Origin of the sequence: Streptomyces sp. NPDC058375 (assembly GCF_042723425.1) — a bacterium.
Taxonomy (GTDB): Bacteria; Actinomycetota; Actinomycetes; order Streptomycetales; family Streptomycetaceae; genus Streptomyces; species Streptomyces durocortorensis.
Map to the genome: position 1 here is coordinate 13,672 of NZ_JBHXJG010000008.1, position 14,942 is coordinate 28,613.

Consider the following 14,942-nt stretch of genomic DNA (forward strand, 5'->3'; position numbering starts at 1 on the left):
GAACCACAGGAATCACAGGGGCCAGGAGCCGACCGGGTCGGACGGGACTACGCGGGAGAGCACGGACATGGCGGACGACGGGTTCATCAGCCTCGACGGCGTCGAGAAGGTCTTCGAGGTCCGCCGCCGGGCGGGCCTGCTGCGCCGCGAACGCCACGAGGTGCGGGCCGTGGACGGGATCAGTTTCCAGGTCGCGCGCGGCGAGATGGTCGGCTACATCGGCCCGAACGGCGCCGGCAAGTCGACGACGATCAAGATGCTGACGGGCATCCTCACCCCGAGCGGCGGCCGGCTGCGCGTCGCGGGCATCGACCCCTCCCGCGAACGCACCCGCCTGGCGCACCGTATCGGTGTCGTCTTCGGTCAGCGGACGACCCTCTGGTGGGACCTGCCGCTGCGCGACTCGTACCGGCTGATGCACCGCATGTACCGCATCCCCGACCGGCGTTACCGGGAGAACCTGGACCGATGCGTCGAACTCCTCGACCTGGGAGAGTTGTTGGACGTACCCGTACGTCAACTCTCCCTGGGTCAGCGGATGCGCGGCGACATCGCGGCGGCGCTGCTGCACGATCCGGAGGTGCTGTACCTGGACGAGCCGACGATCGGTCTTGACGTGATCTCGAAGGCCAAGGTGCGGCTGTTCCTGAAGGAGTTGAACGCCGAACGCGGGACGACGGTCCTGCTGACGACGCACGACCTCACCGACATCGAGCAGTTGTGCAGCCGGGTGATGGTGATCGACCACGGCCGCCTGATGTACGACGGTTCGCCGGCGGGCCTCCACGAGGTGGGGGAGAGCGAACGCATGCTCGTGGTGGACCTGGAGCGTGAACTCCCCCCGATCGTCCTGGAGTCGGCGGGTCCGGGAGAGGCGTCGGCCCTGCGGGCGGTCAAGGTGGAGGGGCCGCGTCAGTGGCTGGCGTTCCCCGCCGCCGCGTCGGCGGCCCCGCTGGTGGCGCGGATCGCCGCGGACTACCCGTTGGTCGACCTGTCGGTGCGGGAGCCGGACATCGAGGCCGTGATCGCGAGGATGTACGAGTCCGCGCCGTGAGGAGCATTCTCCCGAGGGGCATCGTCGGGCGGCACGCGCAGGTCGTGGGCCTGCGGGGCTGTGCCGGGAACGGGTCCGTTCAATAGGCTGCGCGGTATGACGAGTGAGAGTCCGGACATGCGTGCCTCCGATGCCGAGCGGGAGCGGATCGCGGAACTGCTGCGCGAGGCCGTGGCCGAGGGCCGACTGGATATGGACGAGTTCGACCAGCGCCTCGAAACGGCCTACAAGGCCCGTACGCACGGGGAGTTGGAGCCGCTGGTCCAGGACCTCCCGGCACCGGGCACCGCGGTCGCTCCGGTCGGTTCGTCCGCGCCCGCCTCGCTGCGGGGCTCCGCCGCGAACTGGCCCGCGCGGATCGGCGGCACCGCGACGTCCAAGGGCGGGTTCGCGCTCTGGGGCGGCTTCAACCGGAAGGGCCGCTGGACGGTGGCCCGGAAGTTCACCGCCTTCGCGATGTGGGGCGGCGGCGAGATCGACCTGCGCGAGGCGAACTTCGAGGACCGCGAAATCGTCATCCGCTGCATCACGATCATGGGCGGTATCCATGTGACCGCGCCGCCGGAGCTGAACGTCGAGGTCCGGGGCATCGGCATCATGGGCGGCTTCGGCGAGGGCCCCAACGAGGACGGCGAGATCGCCGCCGACTCCCCGCATGTGCGGATCACCGGCTTCGCCCTGATGGGCGGCGTCGGCGTGGACCGCAAGCGGACGAAGGCGGAGCGCCGCCGACTGAAGGAGGCGAAGGAAGCCGAACTGGAGGCGCGCCACCGGCGCGGGCTGGAGGGCCCGGACGGCGGGGGTGGCGGCCGCAAGGAGCTCTGAGGGGGCGGGGCCCTGTCAGACGCAGACGTGACCGGCCCCCGGGAGCCGCAGCCGTGACCGGCCCTCGGGGAGCCGCGGCCGTGACCGGCCCCCCGGAGCCGCAGCCGTGACCGGCCCCCGACCGGCGCGGGGCCGGGCACGCCCCGGGGCCGGGCACGCCCCGGGGACCGGCGCGGCTCCTCAGCCCCTCACAGCGCGTCGGACCGGGGCGCGCGGGCCCGGTCCAGGGACTTCAGGTCCAGCTGGTCGCCGAGGGCGCGGTACCCGTCGTCATTGAGGTGCAGGTGGTCGCCGGAGTCGTAGGTGGCGAGGAGCCGGTTCGGTGCGGCGGGGTCGCGTACCGCCGCGTCGAAGTCCACGTACGCGTCGAAGACCGTGCCCGACCGGATCTGCTCGTTGACCGCGTGGCGTACGGCGTCGCGCTGGGGCGTCCAGGTGGCGAAGCCCTCGAACGGGGTCAGCGTCGCGCCGACGACCCGGAGTCCGCGGGCGTGCGCCCGGTCGGTGAGGGCGCGCAGGCTGTCCACGATGCGCTGGGCGTCGGGCTCCTGCGGGTACTGCTGTACGTCGTTGATGCCGAGCGCCACGACGACCGTCCGGGCTCCGGCGACCGCCAGGACGTCACGGTCGAGCCGGTCGGTGCCCGACTGGCCTCCGGTGCCGCGGCCGACGCCCACGACCCGGTTGCCCGCGATACCCGCGTTGGCGACCCCGTACCGGCCGCCCAGCCGGTCGGCGAGGACGTCGGTCCAGCGGGCGTTGGCGTCGGTGGAGGAGCCGCTGCCCGCGGTCAGGGAGTCCCCGAGGGCGATGATCGCGCCGAGGGCCTGCTCGCTGCGGACGTCCACGGCGGTCAGATAGCGCCAGTTGCTGGTGCTGAAGGTGCCGCGCTCGTCGATCAGGTACGAGGTCTGGTGGGTGTAGCCGTGGTAGGTGACCGGCCCGCCGCCCTGCGGGGTACGGAAGCTGACCTGGAGGTCGGAGTCGGGGGCCACCGGCACGACGACCGGGTCGCTGACGACCCGTCCGCCCGGGGCGACGGTGACGGCCGCGCCGCCCTTGAAGGTCACCGGCCGGGTGTTGACGGTGGCCTGGTCGACGACCAGGGGGGTCGTGCCGAAGAGGTTCGACAGCGTGATGCGGGCGACGTCCCCGCCGATGCTGGTGTGCACGACGTTACGGATGGTGCGCCCGGGGAGCCCGTCCTCGGTGCCCGGCTCCGCGCCGACGGGCGCGGCGGTCCAGGTGGCGACCCACGAGCCCCCCGAGGTGGCGGGGGCGACCGGGTTACGGGCCGCCGCCTGGGTCTCGGTGGGCGGGAGCGGTGTCGACCGGGGGCCGGAGAGCAGCGTCGTTGCGAAGGCGACGGCGGCGGCGAGTGCGGCGGTGCCCGCCACTAGGGCGATGAGCAGGGCATACCCCTGGCGCCTTGGCATGTGCGGTGGTTCTCCTTGTGATGATCGTGCTGGTCCCATGATGCGACAGGCCGTCGGGAACTCGACGTGCGGCCCAGGAGTAGGGGAGGTAGGGACAATGCGTACGTAGCGGGGGCGAGGCGTACGCGGACGGGTGGAGCGGATGGAACGGACCGGATCCGGCGAGCAGGGGCAGGACGGGGACGCGGTGCAGAAGGACGGGGCGCAGGAGCCGGAGGGGTCGGAGCCGGCGGTGCCGCAGGCCTCGGCGTCGGGGCGTGCGGCGCGGCCGCCGGCACAGGTACAAGGGTCGCAGGCGTCGGCACAGGCCCTGGCACAAGGGTCGCAGGAGCAGGAGCAGGAACAGGAACAGGAACAGGCGGGGGCGGGTGCACGGGAGTCGAGGGCGGGTGCCGGTGCGGGCCCGCTGGCCTCGTTCGCGTACACCGCCGCCGACGAGGAGAAACAGCGCGGCGTACGGCGCATGAAACTCACGGCCACCGGCCTCCTTCTGCTCGTCGCGCTCGTCTACGTCCTGGCCACCTGGGCGAAGAACTCAGGCGTGGAGGGCTGGCCGGGCTACGTCGCGGCGGCTGCCGAGGCGGGGATGGTGGGCGCGTTGGCGGACTGGTTCGCCGTCACGGCACTCTTCCGGCGCCCGCTCGGCCTGCCCATTCCGCACACAGCCATCATCCCCACCAAGAAGGATCAGCTAGGACAGTCCCTCGGTTCCTTCGTTGGCGAGAACTTTCTCTCCGGAGACGTCATTCGTGACCGAATTCACGCTCTCGGGGTCGGTCGGAGGCTCGGTGTGTGGCTCGCGGAGCCCGCCCACGCCGACCGGGTCACCGCCGAGCTGGCGACCGCCCTGCGCGGTGCGCTGACGGTCCTTCGGGATTCCGACGTCCAGGCGGTGGTCGGCGAGGCGATCACCCGGCGGGCGGACGCGGTGGAAGTCGGCCCGGGCCTCGGCAAGATGCTGGAGAAGGTCGTCACGGACGGCGGCCACCGCAAGGTCGTCGACCTCGTCTGCGTACGGGCGCACGACTGGCTGGTGGAGCACGGCGACTCGGTGATGAACGCGGTGCAGGGCGGGGCTCCCGGCTGGACCCCGCGGTTCGTGGACAAGCGGGTGGGGGAGCGGGTCTACAAGGAACTGCTGCGGTTCGTCACGGAGATGCGGGACATGCCGGAGCACCCGGCGCGCGGCTCGATCGACACGTTCCTGACCGACTTCGCGGCCGACCTCCAGAGCGACGCCGACACCCGGGCCCGGGTGGAGCGGCTGAAGTCGGAGATCCTGGGCCGCAGCGAGGTCCAGGACGTCATCGCCTCGGCCTGGTCCTCCGTCCGTACGATGATCCTCTCGGCGGCGGAGGACGAGCGCAGCGAACTGCGGCTGCGGGCCCGCGCGTCGCTGATGTCGCTGGGAGCGAGGCTGGCGAGCGACGAACGGCTCCAAGGCAAGCTGGACGGCTGGCTGGAGGACGCGGCGGTCTACGTGGTGACGACGTACCGCGCGGAGATCACGTCGCTGATCAGCGAGACGGTCGCGGGCTGGGACGCGGATCAGACGTCGAAGAAGATCGAGGCGCACATCGGCCGCGACCTGCAGTTCATCCGGATCAACGGCACGGTGGTCGGTGCGCTGGCGGGCCTGGCGATCTACACGGTGTCGCACGCGCTGGGGGGCTGAGCGGGGGCCTGGGGCGGGCCTGGGGCCCGCCGCTCCGGATGCGTACCCGGACGGTCCTGTCGTGTCCGGTACGGGTACGCACCCGGCCTACGCGGGGGAGTTGCCGGGGAGTACGGGCGCGGGGAGGCGGGCGTTCAGGCGGGCCCGGAATTTCTTCCTGCCCGGGCTTCGGAGCCGGCCCCGGGCACCCGGCGGCCTCAGCTGTGCGCGACGGTGCTCAGCTCTGTGCTGCCCGCCGGGTGACGGCCCAGGACGCGGCGGCCACGCTGCCCGCGACGGTGAACACGGCGGGCCAGGCGCCGACCTTCTTGGCGAGCGGGTGCGACCCGGCGAAGGCGGCGACATAGGCGACGGTCAGGCCGGCGGCGGCACGCGGCCCGGCCTCACGGTTCCACTCGTACGCGGCCAGCGCCCCGGTGGCGGCGAGCGCGACGCCGCCGAGCGGCCGCTTCCCGGTCCACCGTGCGACGCCGTAACCCCCGACGAGCCCGCTCGCCGCCACCGCCGCAGCCGGAACCTTCGCCATCGCCGCCACCATCGCTTCCTGTGAGCTGTCTTGTGAACCGCCGGTATTTCTGTGGTTCGGTACTGAGCCCGAGGCTAGCGTTCGGGGCGACGCGGCCGGCGGGCGGTACGGGGGAGGCAGGGGTTCCGAATGGAAGCGGCCATGGGGACGACGACCACGGTGACGGTGACAGTCCCGGACGAGGACGCCGGAGGCGCGGCCGGGACCGGTCCCGGCCCCGTACGCCTGTTCTGCACCGACCACGGCGGCGAAGGCCCGCCCCTGCTCCTGCTGCACGGCCTGGCCGGGCACTGTGGCGAGTGGGAGGCGCTGGCGGCCCGGTTCGCGGCCACGCACCGGGTGGTCGCCTTCGACGCGCGCGGCAGCGGGGCGAGCACCCGCCGCCCCGGGGACGTGACGCGGGCGGCGCACGTCCGTGACGTACGGGCCGTGGCGCGCCGGTTCGGCCTGGCCGGGGAGGACACGGTGCTGGTCGGCCAGTCGATGGGCGGCCTCACCGCGCTGCTGACGGCGGCGGCCCATCCGGAGGTGTGCCGGGCGCTGGTCCTGATCGAGGCGGGCCCGGCGGGCCCGAGCCCGGAGCTGCCGGATCGGATCGGCCGCTGGCTGGACTCCTGGCCGGTGCCGTTCCCGGACGCGGAGGCGGCCCAGGCGTTCTTCGGGGGTGGCCCGGCGGGCCGGGCCTGGGCGGCGGGACTCGCGCCGGGCCCCGGCGGACTGCACCCCCGCGTCGACCGGGACGTCATGGTGGCCACGGTCCAGGAGAACGCGCACCGCGACTACTGGGACGCCTGGGACCGGGTGCGCTGCCCGGTGCTGGTGCTGCGCGGCGAGAGGGGCGCGATGAAGCCGGAGGAGGCGGACCGGATGCGGGCCCGGCACCCCGCGACGCGGATCGCCGTGATCCCGGGGGCGGGCCACGACGCCCATCTGGACAACTCGGCGGCGGTGTACGGGGAGATGAGGACCTTCCTCACCTGACCCCCGGCCGTGACCCGGTGTAAGGTCTGGACCCTTCGCACGAGGGGGGTCTCATGCTGTTCCGTAACGCTGCCCGTACCGAAGGTCACCGACCGGCGCGAACGGGGTTGCGCGCAGCCGCACTTGCCGTGGTCGTGGCCGCCGCACTGGTGTCCTGCACCCAGGCGTCGAGCGGGGGCGGCCCCGGCGCGGACGTCCCGAACGCGGCGGCGGATCCGGCGGCCGCGGACGCCGCCCGTAACGTCGAGAACGCGGACGCCGTCGAGAACGCGGACCGGGCCGAGCAGGAGGCCGGCGAGGCGGGCGAGGCGGAGGACACAGCCATTCCCTCCCCAGGCCCCGCACTGGTCCGCGACGCCTTCGCGGCGCTCCAGGCGACGCTGAACGAGACCTGCACGCCGGGCGCGGGCGACTGCGCCTACTTCCTCGGCCGGGTCACCCAGGAACTCATCGAGTTGGACGAGTCGATGCGGGCGGCCGCCAAGGGTCCGGGGCGCTTCAAGCAGCCGCTGACCGACATGAAGGCCCTGTTCGACAAGCTGGGCGACGACCGGTCCGAGGCGCATCTGGAGAAGCACTTCTCCGAGATCGTCGGCACACGTGACGGCATCAACACCTGGATGCAGGACCACCCGGACGACTACCGCTGACCCCTCGCCGCGGGCGGGCCCAGGCGTGACGCGGTGCCTGGGCGTGCTCTCGGTACCCCGTGACAGCAACTATGGACGGGCATCACCGATCGCGGACAAGTGAGTGGGAGTGAATCACCGTCAACGCCGATCACCCTGCCCCTCCTGGATCTTTCGAATGTGTCGCGCTTCTCGCTCTTCGGCGTCACGTCGGGAACGTGCTACCAGGGGCCCCAGGAGTGCGTAGAGCACCGCGTAGAGCAGACATTGCAGAGCGAAATCCCACCCCCAGGACCGGTCGGTCAACAGCGTCACGATCGCGCTCACCAGCACTGCCGCCGCCACGGCCACACCGATCCGCTTCCATCCTCTCCACATGATCGGCCTCCTACCCCTCCACTCCTTGATCGCTGATGGGCCGACCGCCCCTGCAACTCAGCGGCAGGGGGGCGGGGCCGGGGTGGGACTCGGCTCAGGGAGCGGGGGCGGTGACGGTGATGCGGACGACGGCGGTCGAGGCGGGAACCTCGGTGCCCTTCACATGCACCTCGTACGACAGCTCGTCCTCGCCGGCGTACCCGTCCCTGGCGGTGTACGTCACCGTCGCCCCGGACACCGATGCGGAACCGTGGCCGGGCTCGGTGTCGATGGTCAGGGTCAGTTCGGCGGGGTCGTAGGCGTCTAGCAGCCCCGCCCGGTCGTTGCTCTCCAGAGTGATGGAGTCGTTGTCGAGGACGTCCACGTCCAGGCTGTCGCCCGCGTCCACGCTCTGCTGGTCGTCCATGAGCGCCAGCGTCCGTTCGACGGCGCCCTTCCCGTTCTGGTCGTCCGCACCGCCGCCGTCGCCCCCGCACCCCGCGAGGACCAGGGTGAGCGCCCCCGCTCCCACCGACACCCGCCTCCGGAGGGCCCCGCGCATCGGCCGCCGTGACTGCTTCCTCGTTTGCATGTGGTGCCCCCAAGGCCGAACTAGGTGCGGTGGAGCAGCCGATGCTCGCAGTGCGTACGGGCGCACATCAGAGGCATACGGGAAGCGAAGCGGAATTGTGATGAGAGCGTGTACGGAACGTGAAGGGCGGGCCTCAGTCGGCGGACCGCGGCCGCCCCAGCAACCGGCCCTGCGCCGCCTTCAACGCGGCGAATCCCTCCCGCGCGTAGTCGGCGAGTTCCTGACTCGGGAACGACACGACGGACAGGTGCTGGTCGTACTGCCCCTGCACCCACCGGGCGGCCGTGATCTCGTAACCGGACACGTGGGCACACAACTTGAGCAGGATCGGCGGCATCTCGGATTCGCGCAGCAGGTCGGCGTGGGTGACCACGAGGTCGCGCATGGTCCGGATGTTCGGCAGGAAGACGGTCGTCACCCACAGCCGCCACTCGGCGAGCTCCTCCTCGGTGGGCGGATCCTCGTGGTCGAAGGGGGAGCGCCCGTCGGGGCGGACGTTGCGCTGGGCGAAGGCTTCGAAAGCGCGACTGTTGGCTTCGGTGATGGCGAACAACGGCCCGTAGAAGTCGCTGAGTTGCCGATTCACCCGCGCGAGCCGCTCGCTGCGCTGCGCGAGCCGCAACCCGTTGAGGTAGGCCGCGACGTACCCGACGAAGGCCAGGGCGATGGTGACGACCAGAGCAATCATGGGGGAATGCTACGGATGCCGACGTGGGGGTGGTTCGGCGAACAGATCTTCGATCTGGTGATGCGTCAGAAGCGTGGGATACGGTGACGAGGTCATCACGCTCAGTGCGCGCCCGCGCGCAAAGGGCGGCCCCCGGAGGTGCGCGAACACCACCCGAGGGCCTACACCCCCAGTGGTCAGGAGCCACCAGAAATGCTGCGTCATGTTATCGCGCCCTCTTCGGGCTGGACGAAAGCCCCGCACACGGTCGTACGAGACCGGCGGATGAGCAGCAACGCGAAGATCCTCATCCTGTACGTCCAGGGCCTCCCCGACTCCGCCACGAACCGCCCGCTGGGCGAACTGGCACAGAAGCTGGACATGAAGGGCCGCCCGTACCAGCAGGCCAAGAAGCAGTTGGTGGAGCACGGTTACGTCCATGAGTGGCGGGGCCAGCGCGAGGACGGGCTGTGGGCGACGGACCAGCTGTTCACGAACACACCGCTGACGCGCGCGGAGGCGAGGGTGGTCTGGACGAGGCTGGAGCAGGACGCGGGGGGCTCGCCGGGTGTGCGGTATCCGACGGTCGGTGAACCGACTTCTCGGTCGGTCGGTGGCTATCAACCCGAGGAAGACCACGGTGATAAGACCACTCCCCACCCACCCTCCGAAGCGGAGTGGGGGCGGGAGCGGGTAGCGGACCCGGATCCGGTGGCGGCTCCGGACGCGGGCCTGGACCCGGATGCGGCGGCGGCCCCGGACGCGGACCCGGATCCGGACCCGGTGGAGGCGGCCCCGGAGCCGGCGGGTACCCCGGCCGAGGTGGCCCCAAGCCTCGGCCAGGCACCGCACCCCACCACCCAACTGGCCAAGGCCGAACGCCTGCTGCTGTCCCTGCGCCACTCGCGCCGCGATCTGCTGCTGGGCGTCCGGGAGGCTCGCGTGCTGGCGGTGGAGGCCGTGAAGTGGCTGGAGGGCGGCCTGCCGGAAGGGGACCTGCGCCAGGCGCTCCTGGCCGATCCGCCGGAGAACGGCGTGCGCTCGGCGGTCGGCTTCCTGCGCCACCGCCTGATCCGGAAATGCCCAGTGACCCCAGTGATCCCGGTGACCCCGCTGCCGGCCGCGCCTCTGCCGCCCCCGGTCAGGGAGTTGATCGCGTGCGCGGGCCCGGGGGAGGAACATGTCTTCCGCCCGCAGGGCGACGAGCCGGAGTGCGCGGACTGCCGCAGGGCGACGGCGTACGCGGGCTGGATGGTCGACACGGACACGTACGAGTTCCCCGAGGACATGACCTGGCGGCAACGCGTGGCGGCCGTAAGGAAGGCGGACGCGCTACGGGCCGGACACTCACCCCAGGGCGACGCGGGCGACGACGGGCAGATGGTCGCTGCCGGTGGCGGGCAGGGTGCGGATGCGCCCCACGTTGGCGGAGCGGGCCATGACCTGGTCGATCCGGGCCACCGGGAAGGCGGCGGGGAAGCTGAAGGCGAACCCGCTCTCGGCGACGGCCAACTGTGAGGTGAGGGGCCTCAAACCCCGGTCTTCCACAACCCCGTTGAGATCCCCGAGCAGGACGACCGGCTCGACGCTCTCGCCCGCGATGGCGCGCCCCAACAACGCGGCGCTCTCATCCCGCTGCTGGGACGCGAGCCCGCCCACGCCCACCCGGACGGAGGGCAGATGGGCGACGTACGCGGCGACTTCCCCGTACGGAGAACGGACCACAACACGCAAGCCACGACTCCACCCCTCCGCAACACTCGGGGGTTTGATGTCCACCAACCGCTCACCACTGACCGGGTACTTGGACCAGAGCCCGACAGTTCCCCGTACGACGTGATGCGGATATTGGGCGGCGAGGACCTTCTCGTACACCGCCAACTGCGGATGCACCAGCTCCTCCAGCGCGACGAGGTCGGCCCCGGCATCGATCAACGCCCGGGCGGTCCCAGCAGGATCACGATTCTCGTCGCTGACGTTGTGCTGCACGACGACAAGCTCCCGCCCGCCACCGCTCTCCTCGCCGGGCAGGAGCAACCCGCTGAAGGTGTCCACCCACATGCCCACGGGCAGCAGCAGAGCGACGAGGGCAACGGCGGACCGCCGCACGAGGGCCACGATCAGCAACGCGACAACGACGACGCCGACCCAGGGCAGGAAGGACTCCAGCAGACTCCCCACTCTCACGGGCCAGTTGGGCACGCCCAGATGGAACGCCAGCACCCCGCCCACAACCACCGCGCACCCGGCGAGCACCCGCCCCCGCTGGTTGCCCCGCGCGCCGGGAACCCCCTGCCCCGTGACTGAGGCCGCACCGCTGTCTGACCATTCCACCATGCCTGTCCGTCCACTCGCCCTGCCCAAGAGGACGAGTGGACGGAGGGATCAGTTTCCGACCAGCACCGGTGGCCTGACCGGGTCGGCGGCGTCAGCTGTGTCAGCGCTGTCGGTGCTCCCGGTCAGCGGCTTTGGTCGGGCCGCGGTGCCGGCTCCAATGCCATACCGGGAACGGCGGGACGGATACCGAAGCGCCGGTAGCCCGGGGTCGATTCGAAGATGGTCACTCTGGCGTCGGTGTAGTACGTACGCTCCAGGAAGTCGCCCTCGCCGACGCTGTAGGACCGCTCTCCCGTGTCGAACTTGGCCAACACATGCCGGAGGCCGAACAAGAATGTGTGCCGGGGCTCGATTTTGAGCAGCGTCGGGGAGCCGAAGTCCACCGGCCCCTCCCCGTAATGCAGACGTGCCCATTGGAGGGTCAGATACGCGCCCACGGTGGGACTCACGCCGCGTGCGATTGCTCCCTGTTCCGTACGCTTGTTGGTCACGCCGGGAATGCGCTGGCAGCGGGTCAGGGCGTTCGCGAGTCGCTGGTTGTAGCCGCGAGTTCCGGAGATGACCAACCCGGTGAAGGGGTTGGTCTCCCGCCCGGAGACGATCCACATGCGCCAACGGGCTTTGCCGTCCTCCTGGCCGTCCCGCACCAGTGATTTCACTGCGGCGAGGGTGGGGGACAGTGCGGCCCACTTGGCGCCCTGGTAGCTCCTGAGCACCTCGTACCACTGCGCTGAGGTCAGATGCGGCACCAGGAGAATGCGCGGATCCCAGTTCTGGCCGCGCATGAAGGCCTCGGCGTCCTGGAGGGCCACCGCGGCCTGGACGATGGCCTCCCGGGGCGGCAGCGCGGGCATGTCCACGGCTTCGGCGGCCTGCCGGAAGAGGTCGGTCGCCTGGTCCAGAACGTCGTACTCGGTCGAGGCCCCACCCGGTTCCGGTACCCGCCCGGTCGGGACCAGGATGCCGAAACGCAGCAGTACGGCCACCATGGGGACGGCGTAGAGGACGTTGGCCGCGGGCCGGCCCGCCCCGCTGCCCCGATAGCGGATCAACTGCTGCTCGACGAGGATTCCCGCGACCCGCCCGTGCCCGCCGTCGAGCAGGACCGCGCTGCCCGAATACGAGTTGTAGTCCTTGATCGTCTCGTTGACGTGGAGCTGCATCGCGAAGATGTTTCCGGCGCCGCTACGGGTGCGATACGGACGGCCGGCCGAGGTGACCCGCCCCGTGAGCTGAGGATCGGTGGAAGTGACGGGGAGGGATACCCGCCAGCGCTCCCCGTCGGCGAGCGTGGTGACGGGCGAGACGGCCGGCGTGTCCGCGGCCAGGTGCAGGATCGCGATGTCGAGTTCCTGGTCCGACTCGACCTGGACCACGCCGACGTCTCCCGCGCCGCCCTCAAGGCGCAGCACGATGTCAAGGTCGGTGGAGAGGCCGCGCTGGGCGTCACCGCGCGGTTCGCCCGGTCGGCCGGGGAACAGCAGGAGGCCTGAGTGCAGGGAAGAGTCGTCATCACCCGGGACGGTCGCGGTGCGGCCCGGGGCAGCGGAGTGGTCATCGCGCAGCGCAGGGCCGTCACCGCGGCCCACGTCGTCAAGCACTACGTCCCCGAGATGGCGACCCCTGCCTCCGCCTGCAGCGTCAGCGAGAACTCGACTTCGACCTCTTGCGCCGACCACCCGGACGCGCTCGGCAGATCGCGGATGCTAGCCAGTGCGGCCGTCGTACCGGCACGGATGCCCTGGCGCACGTCCTCCAGCCGATGGAGCAGCCGGTCGGTGAGCTGTTCGGCCGTGGAGATCTGGCTTCCGTCGTCGGGGTTCTGCACGAGGATCGAGACGTCCCACAATGCGTCTTCCGGGGTCGGTGCCGGAGTCGGCGGCTCATCGTCGGTCATGGAGACTCGCTTCCACTGGTCTTCTGGTCTTCCGCTGGTCGGTGACGGACCGCACATGAGCAGGGCCCGTGCTGTGCTTGGGGAAGGGAGTCGATGAGTTACGCGCCGTCCACCGGTGACCACGAGACCGCTGCCGGTGGTCGCGGCGCTGGCGGTGTTGGCGGCGAACGACGGAGCGACGTTTCCTGAAGGAAGCGGGCCGCAGGCTTCGAGCCGCTTCGCGCGGACTGTTCGGGGGCTTCCCCTCAGGGCCCTCTCCGAACTCCCTTTTAGAATCCTCCCTTTGAGAAATCTGCATACCCCTGCCCCCGCCGGTCACACGCGACGCCGTCAGTAGGTCGGTCACGCCCGCGTCGGGCAGTAAAAGACTGAGTGACACGTATGTCGTCCTCGCTTCACGTCACCGGAGGGGGAGGGAGGTCAGGCAGGCGGGAGGGGGCACGGAAGGCCGGGGAGATGGTGGTTGAGACAGCACACCACCGAGAACGAGATCAGGCTCTGGGACTTCGTGTAGTGCACCCAGCAGACGTCTACCCCTCGGGGCAGGGCGTCCATCGCGTACGCGATCTTGTGTTCGAGGGTGACGTAGGCGCGACCACCGTCGTCACGTTCGCCAGGGGGATTCGCCTCGTACGTGCTCTTCAGCCACGTGACGGCGCCCACCACGCGGGTCCAGGTCCGCTCCGTCGCGGTCTGGTTCTGTCGCAGGAGCCAGTGCCCGGTCATGAGGGGCGGCAGCGTCGAGGCGACGAACGCGCGGGTCTGTTCGGAGTTCGGTTCCGCACCCGGACGGCGTAGGGCCTCCTGGCCGTACGCGTCTCTGCTGCCGGTCCACGGACCGTATCCGTGCCAGTGTCCTGACCAGGTCATCTGCGCCCTTCGTTAGGGGAGACAGGCCGGCCCGGAGCATGTCCGGTCCGGCCCTTTACGTGGTGCTTAGTGCTCAGGAAGGGAGCCAGACTAGAGCGTCAGACCTCGGGTCCTGACCCACCCGGCGGCGAAGTCGTCGAGCTCGGGCCCGGTGAAGCGCAGCTCCTTGCCGGCGCCCTCGGGCTTGCTGTCGCGGATCACGAAGGAGGCCTCCGCGCCGGGGAGTGCGGCGAGGCTTACGCAGGTCTCGTGGGGGCCGCCCGCGTTGCCTCCGCAGAAGTCGGCGAAGGTGTCGGCCGCGGGGGCCGACAGGGCATAGAGGTTCCCGTTCATGGGAAAACCCTTTCCGGTGCTGATGTCGCGGAGATTCGGTCTCCGCACCGTCGTGCTCCTGCACCCGCCCGGCTGCCGACCGTCCATGGAGACAGCCGGGCGGGGGTCTGTGGGCTGAACATGCGTGCCGATGAGCAGCGCTGCGAGGCGAGGAGCGCTACTGCTACCTGCCTGACCACACCGCCACCACGATCGACGAGCCGATGATGGCAAGGCAGACGACGTACGCGATCTGCCGGGCCCGCTCGCTCATCGCCCCACGCCTCGACCGGGAACCGGCCGTACGGGCAAAGGAGGCCGGGCCGAGCCCGCAGGCCCCACACTCCCGCCCCTGTTCAGGGCGGCGAGCTTTCGCAGTACCCGGGCCAGGGCTCGGACGTGGGAGTAGACCTCGTGCGACAGCGCCTCCGGGGCGGGAGGGTTGTCGAGGAGGTGAGTGACCTCCAGGAGGAAGCCGCGGTCGGCCCCACTCATCCCCTCCGCTCCGGCCGACGCATGGCCGACGAGGGGGCCCACCCGTCCTCGGAGGGAGACCACCGCGCTGTCGAGCTCCGCGCGCGTGGTCGTACCGAGCCGAAAGGCGAGCACGCGCCGCACCTCCTGCTCCGCATCCGCCTTCCCGTCGGCCGCCACCGCACTCGGGCGGCCCGCGCCGGAGGTGCTGCTTGTCTTCATTACGTCGGTCACCAGGCATCTCCGCTCATGGCCGCTTTTGATCGCGTTCTGTGTAGAGATAACTGCGTGCCGTGCTCATCCCGGTACC

Annotated in this window: 15 protein-coding genes; 5 read left to right on the forward strand and 10 right to left on the reverse strand. The window is 71.0% G+C overall.

Translation table 11 applies throughout. The features are described 5' to 3' along the window. Positions 1 to 67: 67 nt before the first annotated feature. The gene (locus tag ACFWM7_RS02940; RefSeq protein ID WP_383254330.1) at positions 68 to 1,054 is read left to right on the forward strand and encodes an ATP-binding cassette domain-containing protein; all 987 of its coding nucleotides are present in this window, start codon (positions 68 to 70) and stop codon (positions 1,052 to 1,054) included. Between the two features lie 117 nt (positions 1,055 to 1,171). Further along, entirely contained in the window at positions 1,172 to 1,879 is a 708-nt protein-coding gene (locus tag ACFWM7_RS02945; protein WP_383254404.1) for a DUF1707 domain-containing protein, read from the forward strand. A 188-nt stretch (positions 1,880 to 2,067) separates the two neighbouring features. On the opposite strand, the gene ACFWM7_RS02950 is transcribed toward ACFWM7_RS02945, so the two are convergent. Further along, positions 2,068 to 3,315 (reverse strand): SGNH/GDSL hydrolase family protein, encoded by a 1,248-nt coding sequence (locus ACFWM7_RS02950; RefSeq protein WP_383254332.1) that lies wholly within the window; start codon positions 3,313 to 3,315, stop codon positions 2,068 to 2,070. A 142-nt stretch (positions 3,316 to 3,457) separates the two neighbouring features. Between ACFWM7_RS02950 and ACFWM7_RS02955 the strand changes: the two genes are divergently transcribed. Next, entirely contained in the window at positions 3,458 to 4,990 is a 1,533-nt protein-coding gene (locus tag ACFWM7_RS02955) for a DUF445 domain-containing protein (RefSeq protein ID WP_383254334.1), read from the forward strand. A 217-nt stretch (positions 4,991 to 5,207) separates the two neighbouring features. Here ACFWM7_RS02955 and ACFWM7_RS02960 read toward each other — a convergent pair whose 3' ends face one another. Continuing rightward, complete coding sequence (locus ACFWM7_RS02960; protein ID WP_383254336.1) at positions 5,208 to 5,528, reverse strand: hypothetical protein; 321 nt, start codon at positions 5,526 to 5,528, stop codon at positions 5,208 to 5,210. A gap of 129 nt (positions 5,529 to 5,657) precedes the next feature. On the opposite strand from ACFWM7_RS02960, the gene ACFWM7_RS02965 reads away from it, so the two are divergent. Continuing rightward, positions 5,658 to 6,497 (forward strand): alpha/beta fold hydrolase, encoded by an 840-nt coding sequence (locus ACFWM7_RS02965; RefSeq protein WP_383254338.1) that lies wholly within the window; start codon positions 5,658 to 5,660, stop codon positions 6,495 to 6,497. Positions 6,498 to 6,550: 53 nt separating this feature from the next. Continuing rightward, positions 6,551 to 7,147, forward strand: coding sequence for a hypothetical protein (locus ACFWM7_RS02970; RefSeq protein ID WP_383254340.1), 597 nt, complete (start codon positions 6,551 to 6,553; stop codon positions 7,145 to 7,147). Between the two features lie 451 nt (positions 7,148 to 7,598). On the opposite strand, the gene ACFWM7_RS02975 is transcribed toward ACFWM7_RS02970, so the two are convergent. The 8 genes from ACFWM7_RS02975 to ACFWM7_RS03010 form a co-directional block, all read right to left on the reverse strand. Further along, positions 7,599 to 8,021, reverse strand: a complete 423-nt coding sequence (locus ACFWM7_RS02975) for an Ig-like domain-containing protein (protein ID WP_383254342.1) — start codon at positions 8,019 to 8,021, stop codon at positions 7,599 to 7,601. Positions 8,022 to 8,208: 187 nt separating this feature from the next. Next, positions 8,209 to 8,763, reverse strand: coding sequence for a hypothetical protein (locus tag ACFWM7_RS02980; RefSeq protein ID WP_383254343.1), 555 nt, complete (start codon positions 8,761 to 8,763; stop codon positions 8,209 to 8,211). 1,326 nt (positions 8,764 to 10,089) lie between these two features. Next, complete coding sequence (locus ACFWM7_RS02985; protein ID WP_383254345.1) at positions 10,090 to 11,079, reverse strand: endonuclease/exonuclease/phosphatase family protein; 990 nt, start codon at positions 11,077 to 11,079, stop codon at positions 10,090 to 10,092. A gap of 122 nt (positions 11,080 to 11,201) precedes the next feature. Further along, positions 11,202 to 12,680: a hypothetical protein gene (locus ACFWM7_RS02990; RefSeq protein WP_383254347.1), complete on the reverse strand. Its 1,479-nt coding sequence runs from the start codon at positions 12,678 to 12,680 to the stop codon at positions 11,202 to 11,204. Beyond that, positions 12,680 to 12,976: a CU044_2847 family protein gene (locus tag ACFWM7_RS02995; RefSeq protein WP_383254349.1), complete on the reverse strand. Its 297-nt coding sequence runs from the start codon at positions 12,974 to 12,976 to the stop codon at positions 12,680 to 12,682. Before ACFWM7_RS02995 ends, ACFWM7_RS02990 begins: the two co-directional genes overlap by 1 nt. A 420-nt stretch (positions 12,977 to 13,396) precedes the next feature. Further along, positions 13,397 to 13,846: a hypothetical protein gene (locus ACFWM7_RS03000; RefSeq protein ID WP_383254352.1), complete on the reverse strand. Its 450-nt coding sequence runs from the start codon at positions 13,844 to 13,846 to the stop codon at positions 13,397 to 13,399. Positions 13,847 to 13,936: 90 nt separating this feature from the next. Next, positions 13,937 to 14,179 (reverse strand): DUF397 domain-containing protein, encoded by a 243-nt coding sequence (locus ACFWM7_RS03005; protein WP_383254354.1) that lies wholly within the window; start codon positions 14,177 to 14,179, stop codon positions 13,937 to 13,939. Positions 14,180 to 14,428: 249 nt separating this feature from the next. Then, positions 14,429 to 14,854 (reverse strand): hypothetical protein, encoded by a 426-nt coding sequence (locus ACFWM7_RS03010; protein ID WP_383254356.1) that lies wholly within the window; start codon positions 14,852 to 14,854, stop codon positions 14,429 to 14,431. Positions 14,855 to 14,942 lie beyond the last annotated feature (88 nt).

What these genes read in the sequence shown, in the direction of transcription:
- ACFWM7_RS02945 (WP_383254404.1), top strand. Translation starts at nt 1,172, where the DNA reads ATGCGTGCCTCCGATGCCGAGCGGGAGCGGATCGCGGAACTGCTGCGC.
- ACFWM7_RS02955 (WP_383254334.1), top strand. Translation starts at nt 3,458, where the DNA reads ATGGAACGGACCGGATCCGGCGAGCAGGGGCAGGACGGGGACGCGGTG.
- ACFWM7_RS02950 (WP_383254332.1), bottom strand. Translation starts at nt 3,315, where the DNA reads ATGCCAAGGCGCCAGGGGTATGCCCTGCTCATCGCCCTAGTGGCGGGC.
- ACFWM7_RS03000 (WP_383254352.1), bottom strand. Translation starts at nt 13,846, where the DNA reads ATGACCTGGTCAGGACACTGGCACGGATACGGTCCGTGGACCGGCAGC.
- ACFWM7_RS02965 (WP_383254338.1), top strand. Translation starts at nt 5,658, where the DNA reads ATGGGGACGACGACCACGGTGACGGTGACAGTCCCGGACGAGGACGCC.
- ACFWM7_RS02985 (WP_383254345.1), bottom strand. Translation starts at nt 11,079, where the DNA reads ATGGTGGAATGGTCAGACAGCGGTGCGGCCTCAGTCACGGGGCAGGGG.
- ACFWM7_RS02940 (WP_383254330.1), top strand. Translation starts at nt 68, where the DNA reads ATGGCGGACGACGGGTTCATCAGCCTCGACGGCGTCGAGAAGGTCTTC.
- ACFWM7_RS02995 (WP_383254349.1), bottom strand. Translation starts at nt 12,976, where the DNA reads ATGACCGACGATGAGCCGCCGACTCCGGCACCGACCCCGGAAGACGCA.
- ACFWM7_RS02960 (WP_383254336.1), bottom strand. Translation starts at nt 5,528, where the DNA reads ATGGTGGCGGCGATGGCGAAGGTTCCGGCTGCGGCGGTGGCGGCGAGC.
- ACFWM7_RS03010 (WP_383254356.1), bottom strand. Translation starts at nt 14,854, where the DNA reads ATGAAGACAAGCAGCACCTCCGGCGCGGGCCGCCCGAGTGCGGTGGCG.
- ACFWM7_RS03005 (WP_383254354.1), bottom strand. Translation starts at nt 14,179, where the DNA reads ATGAACGGGAACCTCTATGCCCTGTCGGCCCCCGCGGCCGACACCTTC.
- ACFWM7_RS02980 (WP_383254343.1), bottom strand. Translation starts at nt 8,763, where the DNA reads ATGATTGCTCTGGTCGTCACCATCGCCCTGGCCTTCGTCGGGTACGTC.
- ACFWM7_RS02970 (WP_383254340.1), top strand. Translation starts at nt 6,551, where the DNA reads ATGCTGTTCCGTAACGCTGCCCGTACCGAAGGTCACCGACCGGCGCGA.